The organism is Paenibacillus sp. GYB004 (assembly GCF_036577605.1).
In the GTDB taxonomy this organism is placed as follows: Bacteria; Bacillota; Bacilli; order Paenibacillales; family NBRC-103111; genus Paenibacillus_AB; species Paenibacillus_AB oceani.
Window position 1 is genome coordinate 64808 of sequence record NZ_JARBDB010000004.1, and the last position, 17031, is coordinate 81838.

Sequence of the window (17031 nt, forward strand, 5' to 3'; positions counted from 1 at the left end):
AGGCGAATGTTTTTACCTCGAGAACCGTCCGGACGACTTTGCCGAACGATTTATGTTCCATCGCCCCGCACCTGCCTGCCCGCTATATCCGCTTAAACATCCGCCCCTGTAATATTTTTGCGTACTCCGAGGGCGACGATCCGGTCATCTGCTTAAACTGCTTCGAGAAATAATGCATGCTGGTGTAGCCGAGCAGTTCGGCGATTTCCGTGAAGTTGAAGTTATCCTCGCGAATATACGCTTTGGCTTTTTCGATTTTGAGCCGGTTGGCGTATTCGATCAGACTCGATCCGGTCTGTTTCTTGAACAGGATGCTGAGCCGCGTCTTGCCGACGGCGAATTCGTCGCATATATGTTCCAGCGAAATGTCTTGGCCGAGATGGTTTTCCAGGTAACGGATAATGTCGTCGACCAAAGTCGTCTCCTGATTTTCCAATATCGAAGGAGGCAGCTCCGAGCGGGATTCCGGCTCCGTGCCGCCACGGATCAGCTGGATGAGCAGCATCTCCAAGTACATCACAAACATCTGCTCGCCGGCGAACGGGGCTCCCGGTTTGGGCACAAGCCGTTTTGTAGGCCGGTTCGAGGTATCGGGGCCGAAGGTCCGGTCGCCCTCATTCATCAGCAGCCCCAGCATCGCTTTCTCCCGGTCCGCCAGCCGGAACAGCGGGTTGTGCTTGAAGAAATTCATCTTGGGCGAGCGGCATTCGAAGGAAACGATATACACATTCGGGGCGATCTTGCCGTTGCTGCGCGTAGCATGGAAGCGGTTCGGTTCGAAAAAGATCAAATCGCCCTGCTTGAGATCGTAATGCCCGAAATCGGTGTCGATCCACAGCTCGCCTTTATCCACGTAGAACAGCTCCCAGAAATCGTGCTTCTCGCCGTCGAACGAGTAGTTTTTGGCAAGCTCGAAATAGTAACACGTGACCAGCTTATGAATCACAATCTCCTGTCTGATCCGGTATCGCGGAAACTCCATCCGTCGCCACTCCTTTCCAGCTGGTAAGTCAGTTCAAGGCGGGAGCGCCGCCAGTCTGCTTGACGAATGAATCGGTACCCTCGTAACTGTTATATACATTTCCACAATCGGCTTGTAAATCCTCTCGAACAAAACCACCAAAAATGCGAACAAATCAACAAGGTTGAGTACAAAAAATGCGAAGGTATGAATAAAGATTTCACGATCCATTCCCGTTATGATAACGATTGTAAGCGATTCCGCGATAAAGGGGCGAAAGTGCCGCCGTACCATCTGTGACGCGTCGCCGCCCTTGCATCGCGTACATGAAGAGGAGTTTACAATGTCTGAGGAAAACAAGGAGCGGGGAGAAGAAACACGGCCTAGACCGGAGAAACGCGTCAGCCGAAGAACGCTGCTCGCTTCGCTCGGCATGGCGGGGGCCGCTGCGGTACTTGGCGTTTCCGTGGCTGCGGTTAACGGCAGCGGGGCGGAGATGCGGGAGGCGAACGGCACCCGGGTGACCACCATGGACGAACTGAGGGCGATGACGGGGGAAGCTGATCCGTCGCTTGTGTATTACGTCACCGATCCCGGCCGGGAAGGTCACTTTTATTGCGATGCGGGCGATCCGGTCTCCGGCGATGACGACGGAACGATTCTGGTCACCGCATCCGGAGTTCGCTACAAACGGATCAGGGAAACTGAGTACACGAACGTAAAATGGTTCGGAGCCAAGGGGGACGGGAGCCACGACGATTTCACGGCGATCCAGGCCGCGATTGACGCCGTATCGCTTCAGGGCGGAGGCACTGTTTTTTTCCCGAAAGGCACGTATATCGTGTCCCCGTATTTGAGCAAATGGATCAAGCTCAAGGACAACGTAAATTTGCTCGGCGAAGGAACAAGCTCGGTGATTAAGGTGAAGGACGACGCCGGCGACTATTTCGCGATTTTTTACGGAAGCACGTCCGAACCGCTGCGCAACGTCCGCATCAGCAACCTGAAGTTCGATCAGAACCCGCAGAACAACTTGTCTTGCCACATCGATCTGGACCGGAAGGATACGCGATACTTCTTTCAGTTTTGCATCATCTCGTACCGCTACGAGAACATCGCGATCGACAACGTGCAGTTTGATCCGACCAGCGGGGTCAACTCCATCTCGCTGAACAGCGACACGGGCAAGCTCGCCTCGATTACGAACTGTTACTTCAATTTCGTCTTGGCCAAAGGCAATGGCACGTACGACAATTCCGCAATTTACTTAAACGGCAGAAATCATCTGGTGGCGAACTGCCTGTTCCATGCCGGTCCGGGGCAGAAGGCGCGAGGAGCGATCGAGACGCATCTGGGGCAGAGCACGATAACGAACAACGTGATGGACGGTTATTACACGGGCGTCAATCTGCAAGCGGGCAACGTCAGCGGCAGCGACGACCGCTGCGACATGACGATTACCGGCAATACGATCAGCAATGCCAATCAGGGCATCCAGATCGGGCCTTACAAGACGTTTCCGGTGAAAAATGTAACCGTGAGCGGCAATACGATCAGCTTATCCAATCTGAGGCACAAGCGGGGACTGACGACCGGCATCGCGAGCGCAAGCTGGACGAACGACTCGACGTTTTTCGAGAATATTACGGTTACCGGCAATACGATCGTGTTCGAGGAAGAGCTGGAGCCGAGAGCGGATATGCAGGCGTTGGCTTACGGAATCGGGTTCACGCACAACTCGGATATCCGCAACGTCGTGATCAGCAACAATATTGTCAAAAACGCCCCGATCACCGGCATTCAGCTCGGAAGCTTTCAGAAAGCCGGCGTCGTCTCGAACGCATTAATAACCGGAAATGTGATCGTGAACGCCGGTCATTATCCGACGAAGGTCGAATCGTACCGGGCCGGCATCGCGTTAAGATCAACCGTAATCGGAGCGCGGATCAGCGGCAATCTGATTTCGGATACGTACGACGAGCCGAAGGGGGTTTGTTCGATCCGCATCAGCGACGGCGAAGGGACTTACACGGACGTCGAGGTGACGGGCAATCAGATCCGGACGAACCAGGGGGGATTGTGGCTGCTGCTCAGCCCGTCGGTCCGAACCGATGTGCGGCCGCTCGTGTTCACATCACCGGTCTATCCTCCGGCAGCAGGTACGTATAGGCCGGGAGATATCGTCTGGATTACCGGGCTGAACTCGAAGGACGGCATAACGCCGGTCGGCTGCAAAGCCGTATCCGAGGGCACCTCCGGGACGCTAAGCGGCATACGAGCTGCCGGCGAAGCGGGGCAACCGGTTATTACCGTAAGCGATGCCTCGCCGTTTGAGACGGGGCAATGGATACGGATCGCCGCAGGCAATCAGGTGCGGAAAATCGTCCGAATCGCCGGCAGCGAGGTGAGGCTCGAAACGCCGCTTGCGACGGCGATCCAGGGTACGAGTCCCGTGACTTATGCGGCCCCGTTATGGAACCCGTTCGGTCGGCTGGGAAGCCTCGCCCCTGTAGACGATACGAATGGCGCAACGCTGTCCGAGATTGAAGGGGAGGTGAACCGGTTGAAGGAGGTGCTGCGGACATACGGAATTGTGGGGCGTTAGACACTTCCGGGAAAGCCGGAACGATCCGGCTGGAATCGCGTTGCGTTCCCCCGGAGACGACAATCAGGGAAGGGGGGGAGGCGGCCGATTGTTTACAAAAGCCGGTATAGGGGTCGGGCTGCTGATCGCTCTACTCCTGCTGCCGACGGGCTGTAATCAGAAAGACAATCCCGCCGATCCAATGCAATACGTTTTGAAGCAAGACAGCAAAGTAACGATCGCTCACAAATATTCAAGTAAATACGATCTGTGGATCGTATTCGATCATTCCGGCGCGAACCGGCTGTACAGCTTCTCCCAGTGGCGGCTTGCCGCAAACGATGGGGAGCGTGCGAATCCGGATCTGAACCGGGCATCCTCCGTCTTGCAGAATGCGCTGTCCGACTGGATCGGCCCTTATTATGTCAAAGCGAACCGGAACGGGACGGGCAGCAGCGCCGAAGAGTTTACGGGAGGCGCGCACGCTTATAACGGCAACGATACCGGCTCTGCGACGGCCCGGACGGTGTCCGTTCAGGTAACGGCGGACGGGGTGGAGCTGCAGGAAGGGGACGTCGTTCCGTCGGATCAGGTCGAGCTGCGAGTCGTCAACCGGATTCAAGGTTACAATACGAAGCTGGAGGACGGCCGCGGCCGCGAAATTTTGCAGGAAACGATCCGGTACACCGTGACCGGGGGACGAGTGCAGGTGCACGCGGAGATCGAAGCTTTGGAGGATGTCACCATCACCCGATATTACGGGCTGCAGACGGTTAATTACGCGTGGAACGGCGATATCGCCTACATGGCCGGAGACCGCGTCGTATCGTCAAGTCCGGTGAAGGCATACAGCGATTCCGGCAAGCTGCCGGATTACCCGGACATCGACAGGCTGCTGATCTCTTCCGCGAATGAGCACCCGATCCGCCACCGGCTCGAAGTCCGGCTGGACCGGAGCTACGGTCTCGGGACGATGGAGCATGTTGCGGCGCACCGGCCGGCTGCATTTACCTATGAGTACGGGAAGTCGTACTTTTTGCAAATCATGGAGAAGGCGTATGAACTGCCCGCACGGAGGACGATCTCCTGGCGGGGAAGCTACCGGTTTTATTCCACACAAGAAGATTAGGGGGATATCCAATGTTTAAAAAAATGAGCGCGGCATCACTCGTATCGGCGGCACTGCTTGCTACTGTAGCAGCAGGCTGCGGTACGCAAACGTCAGGCAACAATATCGGAGAGGAGCCTTCAGCTCCTGCGCCAAAAACCGGCGAACCGGCGGAAATCGTCTTTTACTCGTCGAACGGCGATCCTGCGGAAAGCTTCGATTACCGGTTCGGCAATTCGATCCGCAAGAAGTTTCCGAACTATACGATCAAGTATATTCAGAGCACGAAGGGGAGCACCATGCCGGAACTGCTGACCGCCGGCACCAAGTTCGATATATTTTTCATCTCGACCGGCAACTATGAATCGATGATGTTCGATAACGGACTCGAAATCGATATGGACGAATTGGTCAAAAAGCATAAAGTGGACCTGACCAAAATCGAGCCTACGGTTATCCAGGGTATTCGCGATTCGTCGGGCGGCAAGCTGACTGGCATCCCCGTTCATACGAACAACATGGTATTGTATTACAACAAAACGCTGTTCGATAAATTCGGCGTTTCGTATCCGAAAGACGGCATGACGTGGGACGAGATTCTCGAGCTGTCCAAAAAACTGACCCGGAACGAAGGCGGTACGCAATACTACGGGTTTACGACCTCGGCGAACCATCTGTTGAGAATGAATCAGTTTTCCGTTCCGAATGTGGATGTAAAGACGCAAACGCCGACCATTAATAAGGACGAGAAGTGGAAGTTGTTTTTCCAAAAAGTATTTCTCGATCCGTATATGGATGCCGGATACAAGGAGCAATTGGATAAGACGAACAAAGTACCGGACATCAACTACTTCCTGAAGGACCAGAACGTAGCCATGTACGCCTATTTGTCCAGTCTCGTCTATGTACTGCCAGACGACCTTCAGAAGCTGAATTGGGACATGGTCTCGCTGCCGACGTTCAAGGAGCAGCCGGGAGTCGGCTCCCAGTCGTATCCGTTTTACTTCGGGATTACGAAGCTGAGCAAAAATCCGGACGCCTCGATGGAAGTGCTTAAGTATATGGTTTCCGACGAATTCCAAATGGAGCTGTCCAAAAAAGGGATTATGCCGGTCGTGAAAAACGAAGCCGTTCAGAAAGCGCTTGGACAGGATTCGCCGTTTAAGGACAAAAATCTCAAAGCCGTCTTCCATAACAAATTCGCTCCGATTCCTGCAAAAGCGCCTTACGACGCTTCGATCGTCGCCAATTATGCGAAATATGCGGACCAGATTATGAAACAAAAGATGGATATCAATACCGCGTTCCGCAAGTCCGAAGAAGAATCGCTCAAGATCATCGCCGAGTACAAAAACAAATAACATCACCCGGACGACCGGAGTCCGTACAAGGTCAGCCCCCGACATGCAGCCAACGGTTTCAAATCCGTAAGGTGGGCTCAGACTTTGTACGCTCCGGACAGTCGGGAATAACACGGGCAATAACGCAGGCAGGCTGAAAGCTTCTGCAGAGTCCGAACAATTTAACCAATATGCTGAACAAAATAACAATTCGCAGCACAAAAAAAACGGTCGGCTGGACAAAGCTTTTTTGTCCGGCTCCGGCTAAGATTATGTTGAAAGCGGTTTCTGAAAACAAGAGCTTCACCATCGCTTGAAAGCACCCAGAGAAGACTGCAACCCGCACGATACTCGGTTCACGTATTATTCGAAGTCCGAAATCCTTGCTCTACACTTATTTAGGGAGGAAAACCGAATGGAAGAACGTATGAAACCGAACGGAAGTGGCGAAGAAGATTCTCATCAAGCTGCAAGCAGCATGGTTAGCAGAAGGAAATTGCTTGTATCTCTAGGGCTGGCCGGAGCCGCGGCTGTCGGCTCATCGCTTGGTAGCGCTTACGGAAATGGCGCGAATCTGGTGACAGAGGCGGTATACGGCAACGGCAATAAGATAAAACCGAAAGAGCTGATGCAGATGGATTACTGCGTCGTCTCGACGATTGCCGCCATAAGGGTGGAGACGAATCCGAGCGCGGATTTGTTATATTATGTCACCGACGAAGGTCAGGAAGGCTTCTTCAGGTACGATCCTGCCGACACCGCTACGGCCGACAATCTGGGAACGGTGCTCGTGTCTTCGTCCGGAGCAAGATTCAAACGGATTATCGAGACGGAATATGTAAGCGTCAAATGGTTCGGAGCGAAGGGCGACGGCAGCAGCGACGATTTTCAGTCGATCCAGAACGCGATCAACGCCGTATTCGCGATGGGCGGCGGGACCGTTTTTTTCCCGAAAGGCACGTATATCGTATCTCCGTATTTGAATAAATGGATTACGCTGAGAAACGATGTGAACCTGCTGGGTGAAGGCGTCGGCTCGGTCATTAAAGTGAAGGACAATGCGGGTGATTACTTTACGATCTTCTACGGCAGCAGCAGCGCGCCGCTTAAAAATGTACGGATCAGCAAGCTGCGGTTCGACCAAAATCCGCAAAACAATCTCACCTGTTACATCGACCTTAATAGAAAAGACACGGTTTATTTTTACCAGTTCTGCATCATCTCGTACCGCTACGAAAATGTAAGCGTTGACAATGTGCATTTCGATCCTACATGCGGCGTCAACTCGGTTTCGCTCAACAGCAATACGGGTTACCTCGCTTCGATTACGGATTGTTATTTCAACTTCGTCATGGCAAGAGGGACCGGCGATTACGACAACTCCGCGATTTATTTGAACGGCCGGAATCATACGGTGATGAACTGTATGTTTTATGCGGCTCCCGGGCAGAAGGCGCGAGGGGCGATCGAGACGCATCTGGGGCAAAGCGTCGTTTCGAACAATGTGATGGACGGATATTATACGGGCGTCAATCTCCAAGCGGGTAACGGCACGGACGACCGGTGCGATATGACGGTTTCCGGCAATACGATCAGCAACGCCAATCAAGGAATCCAGATTGGGCCCTACGGCACCCATCCGGTCAAAAACGTAACGGTTATCGGCAATACGATTACGCTGACCAACAAGGTGCATCGGCGATACTTGACCGTGGGTATCGCAAGCGCGGGATGGACAAGCGAGAAGACCGTTTTCGAAAATATTACAGTGAGCAACAATACGATCGTCTTCCAGGAAGAGTTCGAGTACCGGAGCGAAATGGCTAGTATGGCTTGCGGGATCGGCTTTACGCATAATTCGGACTTGTCGAATATGATCATCAGCAACAACGTCATCAAAAACGCTCCGCTGACCGGTATACTCGTCGGCGGCTCGGCAGGCGTGGCGACCGTAACCAACTTGCAAATTACGGACAATATGATCATCAATGCGGGGCACTATCCGGCGCCGGCCGAAGCGTACCGTTCGGGAATTATGCTGCGTTCCACCGTGTCGGGGGCGCGAATATCCGGCAATCTTATCTCGGATACGTACGATGCGGCGAAAGGGATGTTTTCGATTCGCATCAGCGATTCGGACGGTACGTATTCCGATGTGATCGTCGGCGACAATCTGGTCAGGACGAAGCAGGGCGGACTGTGGCTGTTCCTGAGTGCTTCGGTGACTACCGATGCCGTACAGAAGTTCGTCAAGTTCTCCTCCGTCTACCCTCCGGTAAGCGGTACTTACAATCAGGGAGATATCGTATGGATATCCGGAGCTGCCGTGACGGACGGCAAAACGCCGGCCGGATATAAAGTAATGACGACCGGTACGGCGGGGACGTTAATCGGGGTGCAGGGAACAGGCAGCGCCGGGTCGCCTTACTTCACGGTTAACAACGCCTCCTCTCTCAGAGTCGATCAATGGATACGGATCGATACCGGGAATCAAGTACGGAGAGTCGTCCGCATCTCGGGCAACGAGGTCCGCTTGAACGCCGCGCTCACTACCAACGTTCCTTCTCCGAGCGCGATCAGTTACGTCAGTCCTGTCCTGAAGCCGTTCGGGCCGATCGGCAACCTGGGACCGGTCGCGGATACGAGCGGCGCCACCGTATCGGCGCTGGAGACGGAAGTGAATCTGCTGAAGCAAGCGCTGCGGGATTTCGGCGTCTTCTCGTCTTGAACGAATATGACTGTGAACCGCCGGAATCCTGGAGATCAGGAATTCCGGCCGGTTTGATTTCGGGGAATTCCTCCTCTGTAGTCGGGATACGACGAAGTGAAATTCGTTCCGATCCGGATGAGGGGAGTTTGCGGTTTGCGGCGGAGTATGGCAAAAGCGGACGAGACCGTCTGCGCGCTCCTTTACAGATCAAACCGTTCCTTGATCATTAAGGCTGCACGTTCGGGAGCGAGCGCGGTGTTGTTGAGGCGCATATACTTTTCTCTTTTGATTTCACCGGGAAGGGAGTTCAGCCGGTTGTTCTCCATCTTGCTCAGCAGATCCCGTTCGGAGAAGGAGATATCCCGTTTCGTGGGTTTATGCTCGAGCCGGTGCGGGCTTCTGTTGCGCTCCAGTCTTGCGGGCAGCTCCGCTTCCAGCTCGACGAAATAAACGTCGGCCCCCTTGGATTCGAAAATCCGGCAAACGTTGTCCACATAGTCCCAATCCGCTTGACGATCGAACGACCAGAGGAACGTAAAGATCAATCCGTCCAAATCGCTGGCTGCCACCTCTTCGAAAATGGCCTGCCGGAACAGCTTGACCAGCCGTTTTCCCGGCTCCGTACCATAGCTGAAAAACGGGGCGACCAGCTCGATGCTCATATGGTTGTGAAACAGCTTTAACCCTGTTATTTTGGCGAGTTCTTGCCCGACCGTCATCTTGCCGACCGCCTGCGGACCGAACAGCAGCACGAACTTCATCGTTTCCACTTCCTTTCTTGTTATAGATTATAGGGGAAAAGGAAGCGGGGGGCCAGATCCGATCGAATCCGTCAGGAAATGCACTTTACAAGGCGGAGCGGAGCGCAAGGTATACCGGGTCGGCTAGCATACGATGACGATTCGCATGGCGCTGCCGATTTATCAGTTTCGTTTTTTTTGAAATGGCCAGCTCTCGGAGCCAAAGAGGGCGGCAGATGCAATTTGTCGCAAATCGTTTTATACTGGATAGAGATTAAGGAGGTTAATGATGAACGACATTAAGCGTATTTGCATCTTTTCCGGTTCGAATCCCGGCAACCATTCCGATTATGAGCTTTCGGCCAACGAGTTGGGGGACGCGCTCGTCGCGCACGGGATCGATCTGGTGTACGGCGGGGCTAGCGTAGGGCTAATGGGGCGAGTAGCGGATAAAGTACTCTCGGCGGGAGGACAGGCGATCGGTGTTATGCCGACCGGATTGTTTCGCAGAGAGCTGGCTCATACGAGCTTGACGGAATTCCACGAAGTAGGCACTATGCACGAGCGCAAAGCGCTGATGGCCCAATTATCGGATGCTTTCATTTCTTTGCCTGGAGGACTCGGCACGTATGAGGAGCTGTTCGAGGCGGCGTGCTGGTCTCAGATCGGCATTCATGCCAAGCCGATCGGGTTGCTGAACGTCCGCGGCTTTTTCGATCCGCTCGTCGAGATGCTAAGACACACCGTCCGGGAAGGCTTTATGAAGGAAGAAAATATGAAGCTTCTTGTCGTGGAACCGGACCCGGTCCGGCTGATCGAACGTCTGCTCCAGTACGCGCCAGTCGATCAAGGACAAAAATGGGTGGAGCTGACTCCCAAAGGGTGAGCAGCACAGCGTTAGGGCAGTTCCCAGGAGCTGTTCAATAAGTCGCCCTTAATCTCGTTAGCACCGCTCGTACAGAGTTCAAACCAAAGGCGCTTCCACCTCCACCTATTCCGTGGTTAGGGAAGCGTCGGAACAACACTAATATGATGAAGCCCGGGGCGCTATCTAAACATCGATGCGTATCCGTTGGACCGGTTCCCTGCTACGGGAGGCCGGTCTTTTGAGGTTCGCGTTGCCGGACCACACTAAAATTTCTTTGGAAACATTATAAAAATGTGCAACAACGCAAGTGGTATCGGTTATAATTTTAGCGGGATGGAAGACGGCGGACAGACTATGCAACAAATCGATCCCCCGCCGATCACCGTGATTTTGCAAAATAAAGAGGCGCCGGGAAGACTGGCGGTCCACAGCCGATCGATTGCTCGAAAAATCGAAGATTCCTCCTAGACAGATGCTGATGTCCACAGAGCTGATCGAACGTAATTCTTGCGCAGATGCGCAGCAATAAGCGAAGGGAGAGGATTTCATGCAGTCCGTCCTTAGATTTGGCATGGTTGGCGGAGGGGTAGGTTCATTAATCGGAGATATTCATGCCCGGGGGGCCATGTTCGATCGTCGCAACGTTCTCACGGCGGGATGCTTCTCTCGAGACTCCGACAAATCGGCGATTACAGGGGAGAAGTACGGCATCGACCCGGACCGGCTGTATTCGACATACCGGGAGATGGCCGAGATGGAGGCCGCGCGCGAAGACCGGATTCATTTCGTCGTCATCGTAACGCCGAACAATTCGCACTACGAGATTGCCAAGGCGTTTCTCCTTCACGGAATTCACGTCGTCTGCGACAAGCCGGTAACGATCGAGGAGGGCGAGGCGCGGGAGCTGGAGAGGCTCGCGAACGAACGTGGCCTATTGTTCGGGGTAACGTACACGTATTCCGGTTATCCGATGGTGAAGCAGGCCAGAGAGCTCGTCAGACAAGAGGAGATCGGCGATATTATTTCCGTGATGGCGGAATACCCTCAGGAATGGGTGCTTCATGCGACTGCGCCATCCTGGAGAATGGATGCCCGGCAGGGCAAATCGTGCTGTGTGGCGGACATCGGCGTACACGTCGCTCATACCGTTTCCTACATAACCGGACTTGAGATCGAGTCGCTATGTGCCGATCTGCAGTCGCACGGGACGTTGATGGAGCTCGACAACAATGCCAACATTATGGTGAAATACACCAGCGGCGCGACCGGCATGTACTGGTGCTCCCAAGTGGCGCCAGGCAGCAAAAACGGTTTGAAGATCCGGCTGTTCGGGACAAAAGGTTCATTGGAGTGGCAGCACGAACGTTCCGAGGAGCTTCAGCTTTCCATCTTGGGAAAGCCCTTTCAATTGCTGTCCCGCGGCAGAGATCCGATGTTTCCGGCAGCGGCGGCGTTCAACCGGCTTCCCGGCGGCCATCCCGAAGGCTTATATGAAGCGTTTGCGAATATTTACGCCGCATTCAGCGGAGAATTGTTAAAACTGCTTAGAGACGGGACGCTCACCGGCGCCGAACCGGCGGATTATCCGCGCATCAGCGAAGGGGCCGACGGCGTACGGTTTATCGACAAGTGCCTGGAGAGCTCGGATAAAGGAGCGGTATGGGTCAAATACGATGCCGCCTCAGCTCCAGAACGGACCGGACAACCGGTATAAGCCGCTAAGGCAAGATCGTACCGGTAAAAGAAGGTAAAAGTAGCAAACCGAAAGCCCTGCTGCGGATTGCTTAGGCAATCCGCAGCAGGGCGTTAATATTAGTTGGAGCCGCTGCAGAAAAAGCGTTCCCCGTGTTCAACTGAACGGGGGTCGACTCCCGCATAAAATGTTCAGCCGGAGCGGCACACTGATGCGAAGACGGTACTAAGGTCTTTCGTTCTGCCCCTCGTCCAGCAACTCGCTCATCCGCGCAATGATTTGCCCGACATCAACCTCGTTCAGATGAAGAGGGTTCAGCGCCAGTCCCTGCTGATCGGGGGTCAAGGCTACGAGGATGGACGGGGTCCCGTCCAGCAGCAGCTTGCTCAACTGTTCTGCCGTGCAGGCGGAATGATCCGGCTTGACATGAGCTAGAGGGTAATCCTGTCCGGTCGGACCGGGATATACCCGTTCGGCGAGCCAGCCCGCCCGGTTCAAACCCTCACACAGACGGCGGACAAGCCGCTCATGGTGTTCCTTCATCGCGGCATGGTCCAGATTGACGTACCGCTCTATGGCGGCCACCAAACCTGCGATCTCTTCCTTGCCTACCTTCATCGGCCTGGCGATTGAATTTCTGGCGCCCACAAAGAGGCGGCATGCCGCAATATAACGTTCCTTCCCGACGATAAATCCCGTGCTTTGCGGTCCGCGAAGCGTCTTGCCTCCGGAGAAAATAACCAGATCTGCGCCCATTTCCGTATATCTCCACAGGTTGCTCACCGGGGGCAACTGTGCCGCAGCGTCAACGACGACCGGGATGCCTTTCGAGCCGGAGATTCGTATCACTTCCTCCAGAGATAGTGCCGCTTTAGCGAATTGCACCGTATCGAAATAAATGACGCATGCTGTTCGATCACTCAATGCTGATTCCAGCTGTTCGGCAATCGTTCCTTCCGCATCTCCGATTTCAACCAAGGTTGCCCCGGTTTGCCGGATCGCAAGGTCGAAGCCGTTGCGCTGGCAGCGATGAATAACGACCTCATTCCTTGAGCTCTCATGAAGAGGCCATGCCTTCGCCTTCGCTTCATCCGCACCCGTCATACAAGCGGCTGTCGCCACCGTCAGTGCAGCGGCGGCGCCGCTTGTAATGACAGCGGCTTCATTTCTCGTAAGCCGGGCGATCCGCTCACCGGCTTTCAGATGCAGCTGTTCCAGAGAAACAAAATATCGGCCTGCATCCGCCATCGCCTCGATAACCTCAGCAGGCATCAGCGATCCGCCGATCATGGTGTAGGAGTCTGCGGCGTTAATGACCGTAGCCACGCCTAGTTTACTATAGAAGTTTGACATCCATATGTCCGCCTTTCCGGATAGAGATACAATGATGACAACGCATCTGAAGCAGTTAGCTCGATTATCTCAAAGATTGGAAATGGGGGGAAGCGGATCTTTTGAAGTCAATGTATCGGCGGCTAAAAGGAGCATCGCAGGGGAAAGCGATTGGGAGGGGGATTTGAGGAAAAAACAAACAAGCCGGCTGTGCGCCGGCTTGCTGCTAGTGGAGCAGTTGATTTATGGAGCTGGCCGTTCCATACCTGTGCCGGCTCCGCGTCCGCGATTCATGCCGGGATTGCCGCCTGCACCGCCCGGACCTGCGCTGCGTCCGCTCGTGACTCCCGATTCGTTCAACCAGGTGACAGAGCCGGAAATGTTAAAGTCGACGATTTTCGTTCCACCCGCATAGAGGGTGTAGGCCGTGTCTTGCTTGAGGGCCGGGGAGCTGAACACAACCGTTTGATACGCTTTGGAAGGCGTAGCGCTTACGATGACGTTCCCGCTGTTGTCCTTCAGCTCGACGACCGTTCCTGCCGCTTTCGTCTGCGAGAACGTCATCAGGACGGAACGCCCGGCGGACTGTTCCGAAGGAGCCATGGCCATGCCTGCACTTCCGGCGGCGATCAAGGTGCCCCCGCTAATGGTGAACGTTCCGTCATAGTCCAAAGCTCCGTTGCCGCTCGAGGTCGGACCGTTCACGATGACCGTGCCGCCCGTCATATCGATCGAGCCGTTGGAATCCAGACCGTCGCCGGCTGCGTCCACCGTCAAGGAGCCTCCGCGGATGACAAGCTTGCCTTGACCCGCCGCGGTGAAATTATTTTGTCCCGGTCGTCCTCCCACCGAGGAGCCGTCATTTCCTCCGGCAATGTTAATGCCGTCGTCGCTGGCGACAAGCCGGATGATCCCGTCGGTTATCGTGATCTCCGAGCTTTCGATCCCTTCATAGCTTTTGGCAATATCGATCGTGCCGCCGGTAATGGCGATGGAAGTATTCCCATGGATGCCGTCGTCACCGGACGTTATCCGGAGCTCTCCGCCGGCGATCGAGATCGTACCGTTGCTGTGTACCGCATCGTCGCTGGAATCGATAGTTAAGGTACCCGACGTCACGAGGATCGTCTTGGCCGCTTTAATCCCTTTCGTGCTGGGCGAATCATCTGCTGCCGTCTGCTGGGCCGTATTGGGACCGCCCCACGATCCCGGACGATCGTTGCCCGTTCTTACCGCGCCGTTGGCGCTGCCGCCTCCTGCCACGATATCGTACGTGCCGCCGTCGATCCGGATCGCCGCCGCAGATTGCAGGCCATCGCTTCCAGCTTTGATGCGAAACGATCCGCCTTCGATGGCGATGCTGCCTTTTGATGCATCGGTATCGTTCGTCGTTTTGATGCCGTCTCCGCCGGCTTCGATCGCGATCGTTCCGTCTTTGACGGCGACCAGATCCCGGCCTAATAGTCCGTCGTCCACCGCATGGATCTCAATCGTGCCGCCTGTAATTTTCAGATCGTCCTTGCTCGTCAATCCGTCATTATAGTTGCCCCGCACGATCAGCGAGCCGGTTCCGGTTAACGTAAGATCGGCTTTGCTATATATAGCCGCATTCGGCTCGTCATCGGAAGTTCCCGCTGCAGCATAATTCGCCGCATCCGAGATTTTATTCGTTGTGCCTTCCTGCAAAACGATCGTGACTTTATCCGCTTCTTTAATATAGAGGGCAGCGCCGCTCTTGTTCGTCAAGTCCGCACCGTTCAGCACGAGCCGTACTTTCTCCGTGTCCGACACTTCGACCGTAATTTGACCGTCCTCCCATGTGCCGCTGACCACATAAGTTCCGGGCGACGTTATGGCTACGGACTTGTCTTTGGCTTTGGCGCCTGTCCCTTCGATCGTCGCAGCGGTTCCGTTCAGCTTGATATATACCGGATTTTCTTGCGTCCAATCGGTCGCATAATCGCTGTCTTTGTACGCCGATTTCTCGGGTTCGCCCGCAACATTCGTCGTATTCACCGCTGCTGCCGATACCGCCCCCGAATCGGTTGGGGCAGAGGAGGGAGGTGTAGAGCTGTCGCCGTTGCAGGCGACCAAGACGGTCGCCATGCATAACAGGGCGCATCCTATTTTCGTTCGCATACGGGTCATGGATATCTTCCTTTCGTTCTTCTTAATAGTCTGTCGTAGTGGGACTCATCGTTAGGGTAATGTCCAGATTCCCGTTCCGGACCCGGATCGCATCCAGAAATTGCTTTTGATCCGTGGCCGTGCTCATCGTGATCAGATAAACCAGCTCATAGAGACTGCCGAGCTCGGTCGTTCTTACTTTTTGCAGCTCATAGTTGACGTCAAACTTCTTGAACACGCCGTCGAAAACCGCTTCATAGCTCAAATCCTCGGGAATCGTCACTTTCAGCATCAACTGGGAAGCTTTCTTGACCCCAAATTTGGTCAAATTCAAAATAAACATCAGCAAGCAGAGGCAAACTGTAAACAAGACGGCATATCCGAAGGAGCCGACACCGATCGCCAAGCCGGCCGCCATCGTGAACAGGACGTATGCGATATCTTTCGGATCGCCCGGCGCGCTGCGGAACCGGATAATCGAGAACGCTCCCGCCAAACTGAATGCACGCGCGATATTGCTTCCGATCAGCAAAATGATGATGGCAACGATCGCGGGCAAAACGACCATCGTCAGCGTGAAGCTCGGCGAATATCCGCCGCGGCTGCTTGTCTTCATATAGGTGAAGCTGATCACCAAGCCTACGACAATTGACATCAGAATCGTCAGGAGCGCATGGGTCAACGATAACTCTGTCGCGGCTGCGGCGGAACTGAAAATAGAATCAAGCATACTGCATGCCTCCTTGCCGGGTTTTCCCGTGTTTTACGTATTTCTTGTACTCATTGCCGTATTTGGAGAAGCTCGTGCGAAACATTTGATGCTCCGAAAGCATTCTCGCCAGCCACATCGGGATCGTCTTCTCGGCCTTAACCTCCATTAACCATCGCCCGGGCTCCAGCAAAGGTTCGCCGTAATCGCCGGCTTCCAGCATCAAGTCGTACCGCCTCGACCGGATGTTCGTATCGAACGTAATTCTCAGATCTCGGTTATCGATGCTAAACAGTGCTTTTCGTTCATAGGCCAAATACACTTTCGGCTCCAGCTCGTACCGCTGCAGGAAGTAGTGAATCTCCTGAATCACTTGCGCGTTCATATAAGGCATGGGGGCCGGCTCGATTCCGGTTCTGACGAAATTGTACGCTTCCTGGAGCCGGAGCGCCGACCTTCTTTTGTTGACCAGACCGAACACTTTCTTTTTCAGCTCCAGATATACGCTCGCATCCGAATTGGGCACGCCATACGACCGCAGCCGGAGCTTCTCTTTGTATTTCGGTTTCGATAAACTTTTGCGAATCAAAGCGTCGTCCTTCGTATCGAAATACAGGTTGCTGATGGAATAAAACGAATGCTCCTTGTTGTAATCGTCCAGCTCCATATACTCCAGCAGCCTGTTGGAAAACCGGTGGAAGGCCGCTTCGTCCAGCAAATACTTGTTCTCATATCGGTTAAATACTTCAATAGCCATGTGCCAGCACCCTCTCCGCGTCGAACGCTCATCTAACTCGCAGTATATCTCCCTAAGCTGAAGCGGTTCTGAAGACAAGTTGAAGAAAACATGAGAATTAGC

Annotated in this window: 12 protein-coding genes; 6 read left to right on the forward strand and 6 right to left on the reverse strand. The window is 54.3% G+C overall.

The window, feature by feature from the left end; all coding sequences use genetic code 11:
* Positions 1–82: 82 nt before the first annotated feature.
* Complete coding sequence (locus PV433_RS02320; protein WP_332070588.1) at positions 83–982, reverse strand: helix-turn-helix domain-containing protein; 900 nt, start codon at positions 980–982, stop codon at positions 83–85.
* A gap of 322 nt (positions 983–1304) precedes the next feature.
* Here PV433_RS02320 and PV433_RS02325 point away from each other — a divergent pair, with 322 nt between their 5' ends.
* The 4 genes from PV433_RS02325 to PV433_RS02340 all read left to right on the forward strand — a co-directional run bounded on the left by PV433_RS02325 (position 1305) and on the right by PV433_RS02340 (position 8721).
* Positions 1305–3566 carry a glycosyl hydrolase family 28-related protein gene (locus PV433_RS02325; RefSeq protein WP_332070589.1) on the forward strand — a complete coding sequence of 754 codons (2262 nt, stop codon included), beginning with the start codon at positions 1305–1307 and terminating at the stop codon, positions 3564–3566.
* Positions 3567–3654: 88 nt separating this feature from the next.
* Positions 3655–4674 (forward strand): hypothetical protein, encoded by a 1020-nt coding sequence (locus PV433_RS02330; protein WP_332070590.1) that lies wholly within the window; start codon positions 3655–3657, stop codon positions 4672–4674.
* An 11-nt stretch (positions 4675–4685) separates the two neighbouring features.
* On the forward strand, positions 4686–6014 hold the full coding sequence (locus PV433_RS02335) for an ABC transporter substrate-binding protein (RefSeq protein WP_332070591.1): 1329 nt from the start codon (positions 4686–4688) through the stop codon (positions 6012–6014).
* A 394-nt stretch (positions 6015–6408) separates the two neighbouring features.
* On the forward strand, positions 6409–8721 hold the full coding sequence (locus tag PV433_RS02340) for a glycosyl hydrolase family 28-related protein (protein WP_332070592.1): 2313 nt from the start codon (positions 6409–6411) through the stop codon (positions 8719–8721).
* 182 nt (positions 8722–8903) lie between these two features.
* Here PV433_RS02340 and PV433_RS02345 read toward each other — a convergent pair whose 3' ends face one another.
* Positions 8904–9464, reverse strand: a complete 561-nt coding sequence (locus PV433_RS02345) for an AAA family ATPase (protein WP_332070593.1) — start codon at positions 9462–9464, stop codon at positions 8904–8906.
* Positions 9465–9741: 277 nt separating this feature from the next.
* Between PV433_RS02345 and PV433_RS02350 the strand changes: the two genes are divergently transcribed.
* Positions 9742–10329, forward strand: coding sequence for a TIGR00730 family Rossman fold protein (locus PV433_RS02350; RefSeq protein ID WP_332070839.1), 588 nt, complete (start codon positions 9742–9744; stop codon positions 10327–10329).
* Between the two features lie 529 nt (positions 10330–10858).
* The gene (locus tag PV433_RS02355; protein WP_332070594.1) at positions 10859–12025 is read left to right on the forward strand and encodes a Gfo/Idh/MocA family protein; all 1167 of its coding nucleotides are present in this window, start codon (positions 10859–10861) and stop codon (positions 12023–12025) included.
* Between the two features lie 204 nt (positions 12026–12229).
* Here PV433_RS02355 and PV433_RS02360 read toward each other — a convergent pair whose 3' ends face one another.
* From PV433_RS02360 to PV433_RS02375, 4 genes are all read right to left on the reverse strand, one after another.
* Entirely contained in the window at positions 12230–13357 is a 1128-nt protein-coding gene (locus PV433_RS02360) for an aminotransferase class V-fold PLP-dependent enzyme (protein ID WP_332070595.1), read from the reverse strand.
* Between the two features lie 222 nt (positions 13358–13579).
* On the reverse strand, positions 13580–15484 hold the full coding sequence (locus PV433_RS02365; protein WP_332070596.1) for a carbohydrate-binding domain-containing protein: 1905 nt from the start codon (positions 15482–15484) through the stop codon (positions 13580–13582).
* A gap of 22 nt (positions 15485–15506) precedes the next feature.
* On the reverse strand, positions 15507–16193 hold the full coding sequence (locus tag PV433_RS02370) for a DUF4956 domain-containing protein (protein WP_332070597.1): 687 nt from the start codon (positions 16191–16193) through the stop codon (positions 15507–15509).
* Positions 16186–16929 (reverse strand): polyphosphate polymerase domain-containing protein, encoded by a 744-nt coding sequence (locus tag PV433_RS02375; protein ID WP_332070598.1) that lies wholly within the window; start codon positions 16927–16929, stop codon positions 16186–16188. Before PV433_RS02375 ends, PV433_RS02370 begins: the two co-directional genes overlap by 8 nt.
* Positions 16930–17031 lie beyond the last annotated feature (102 nt).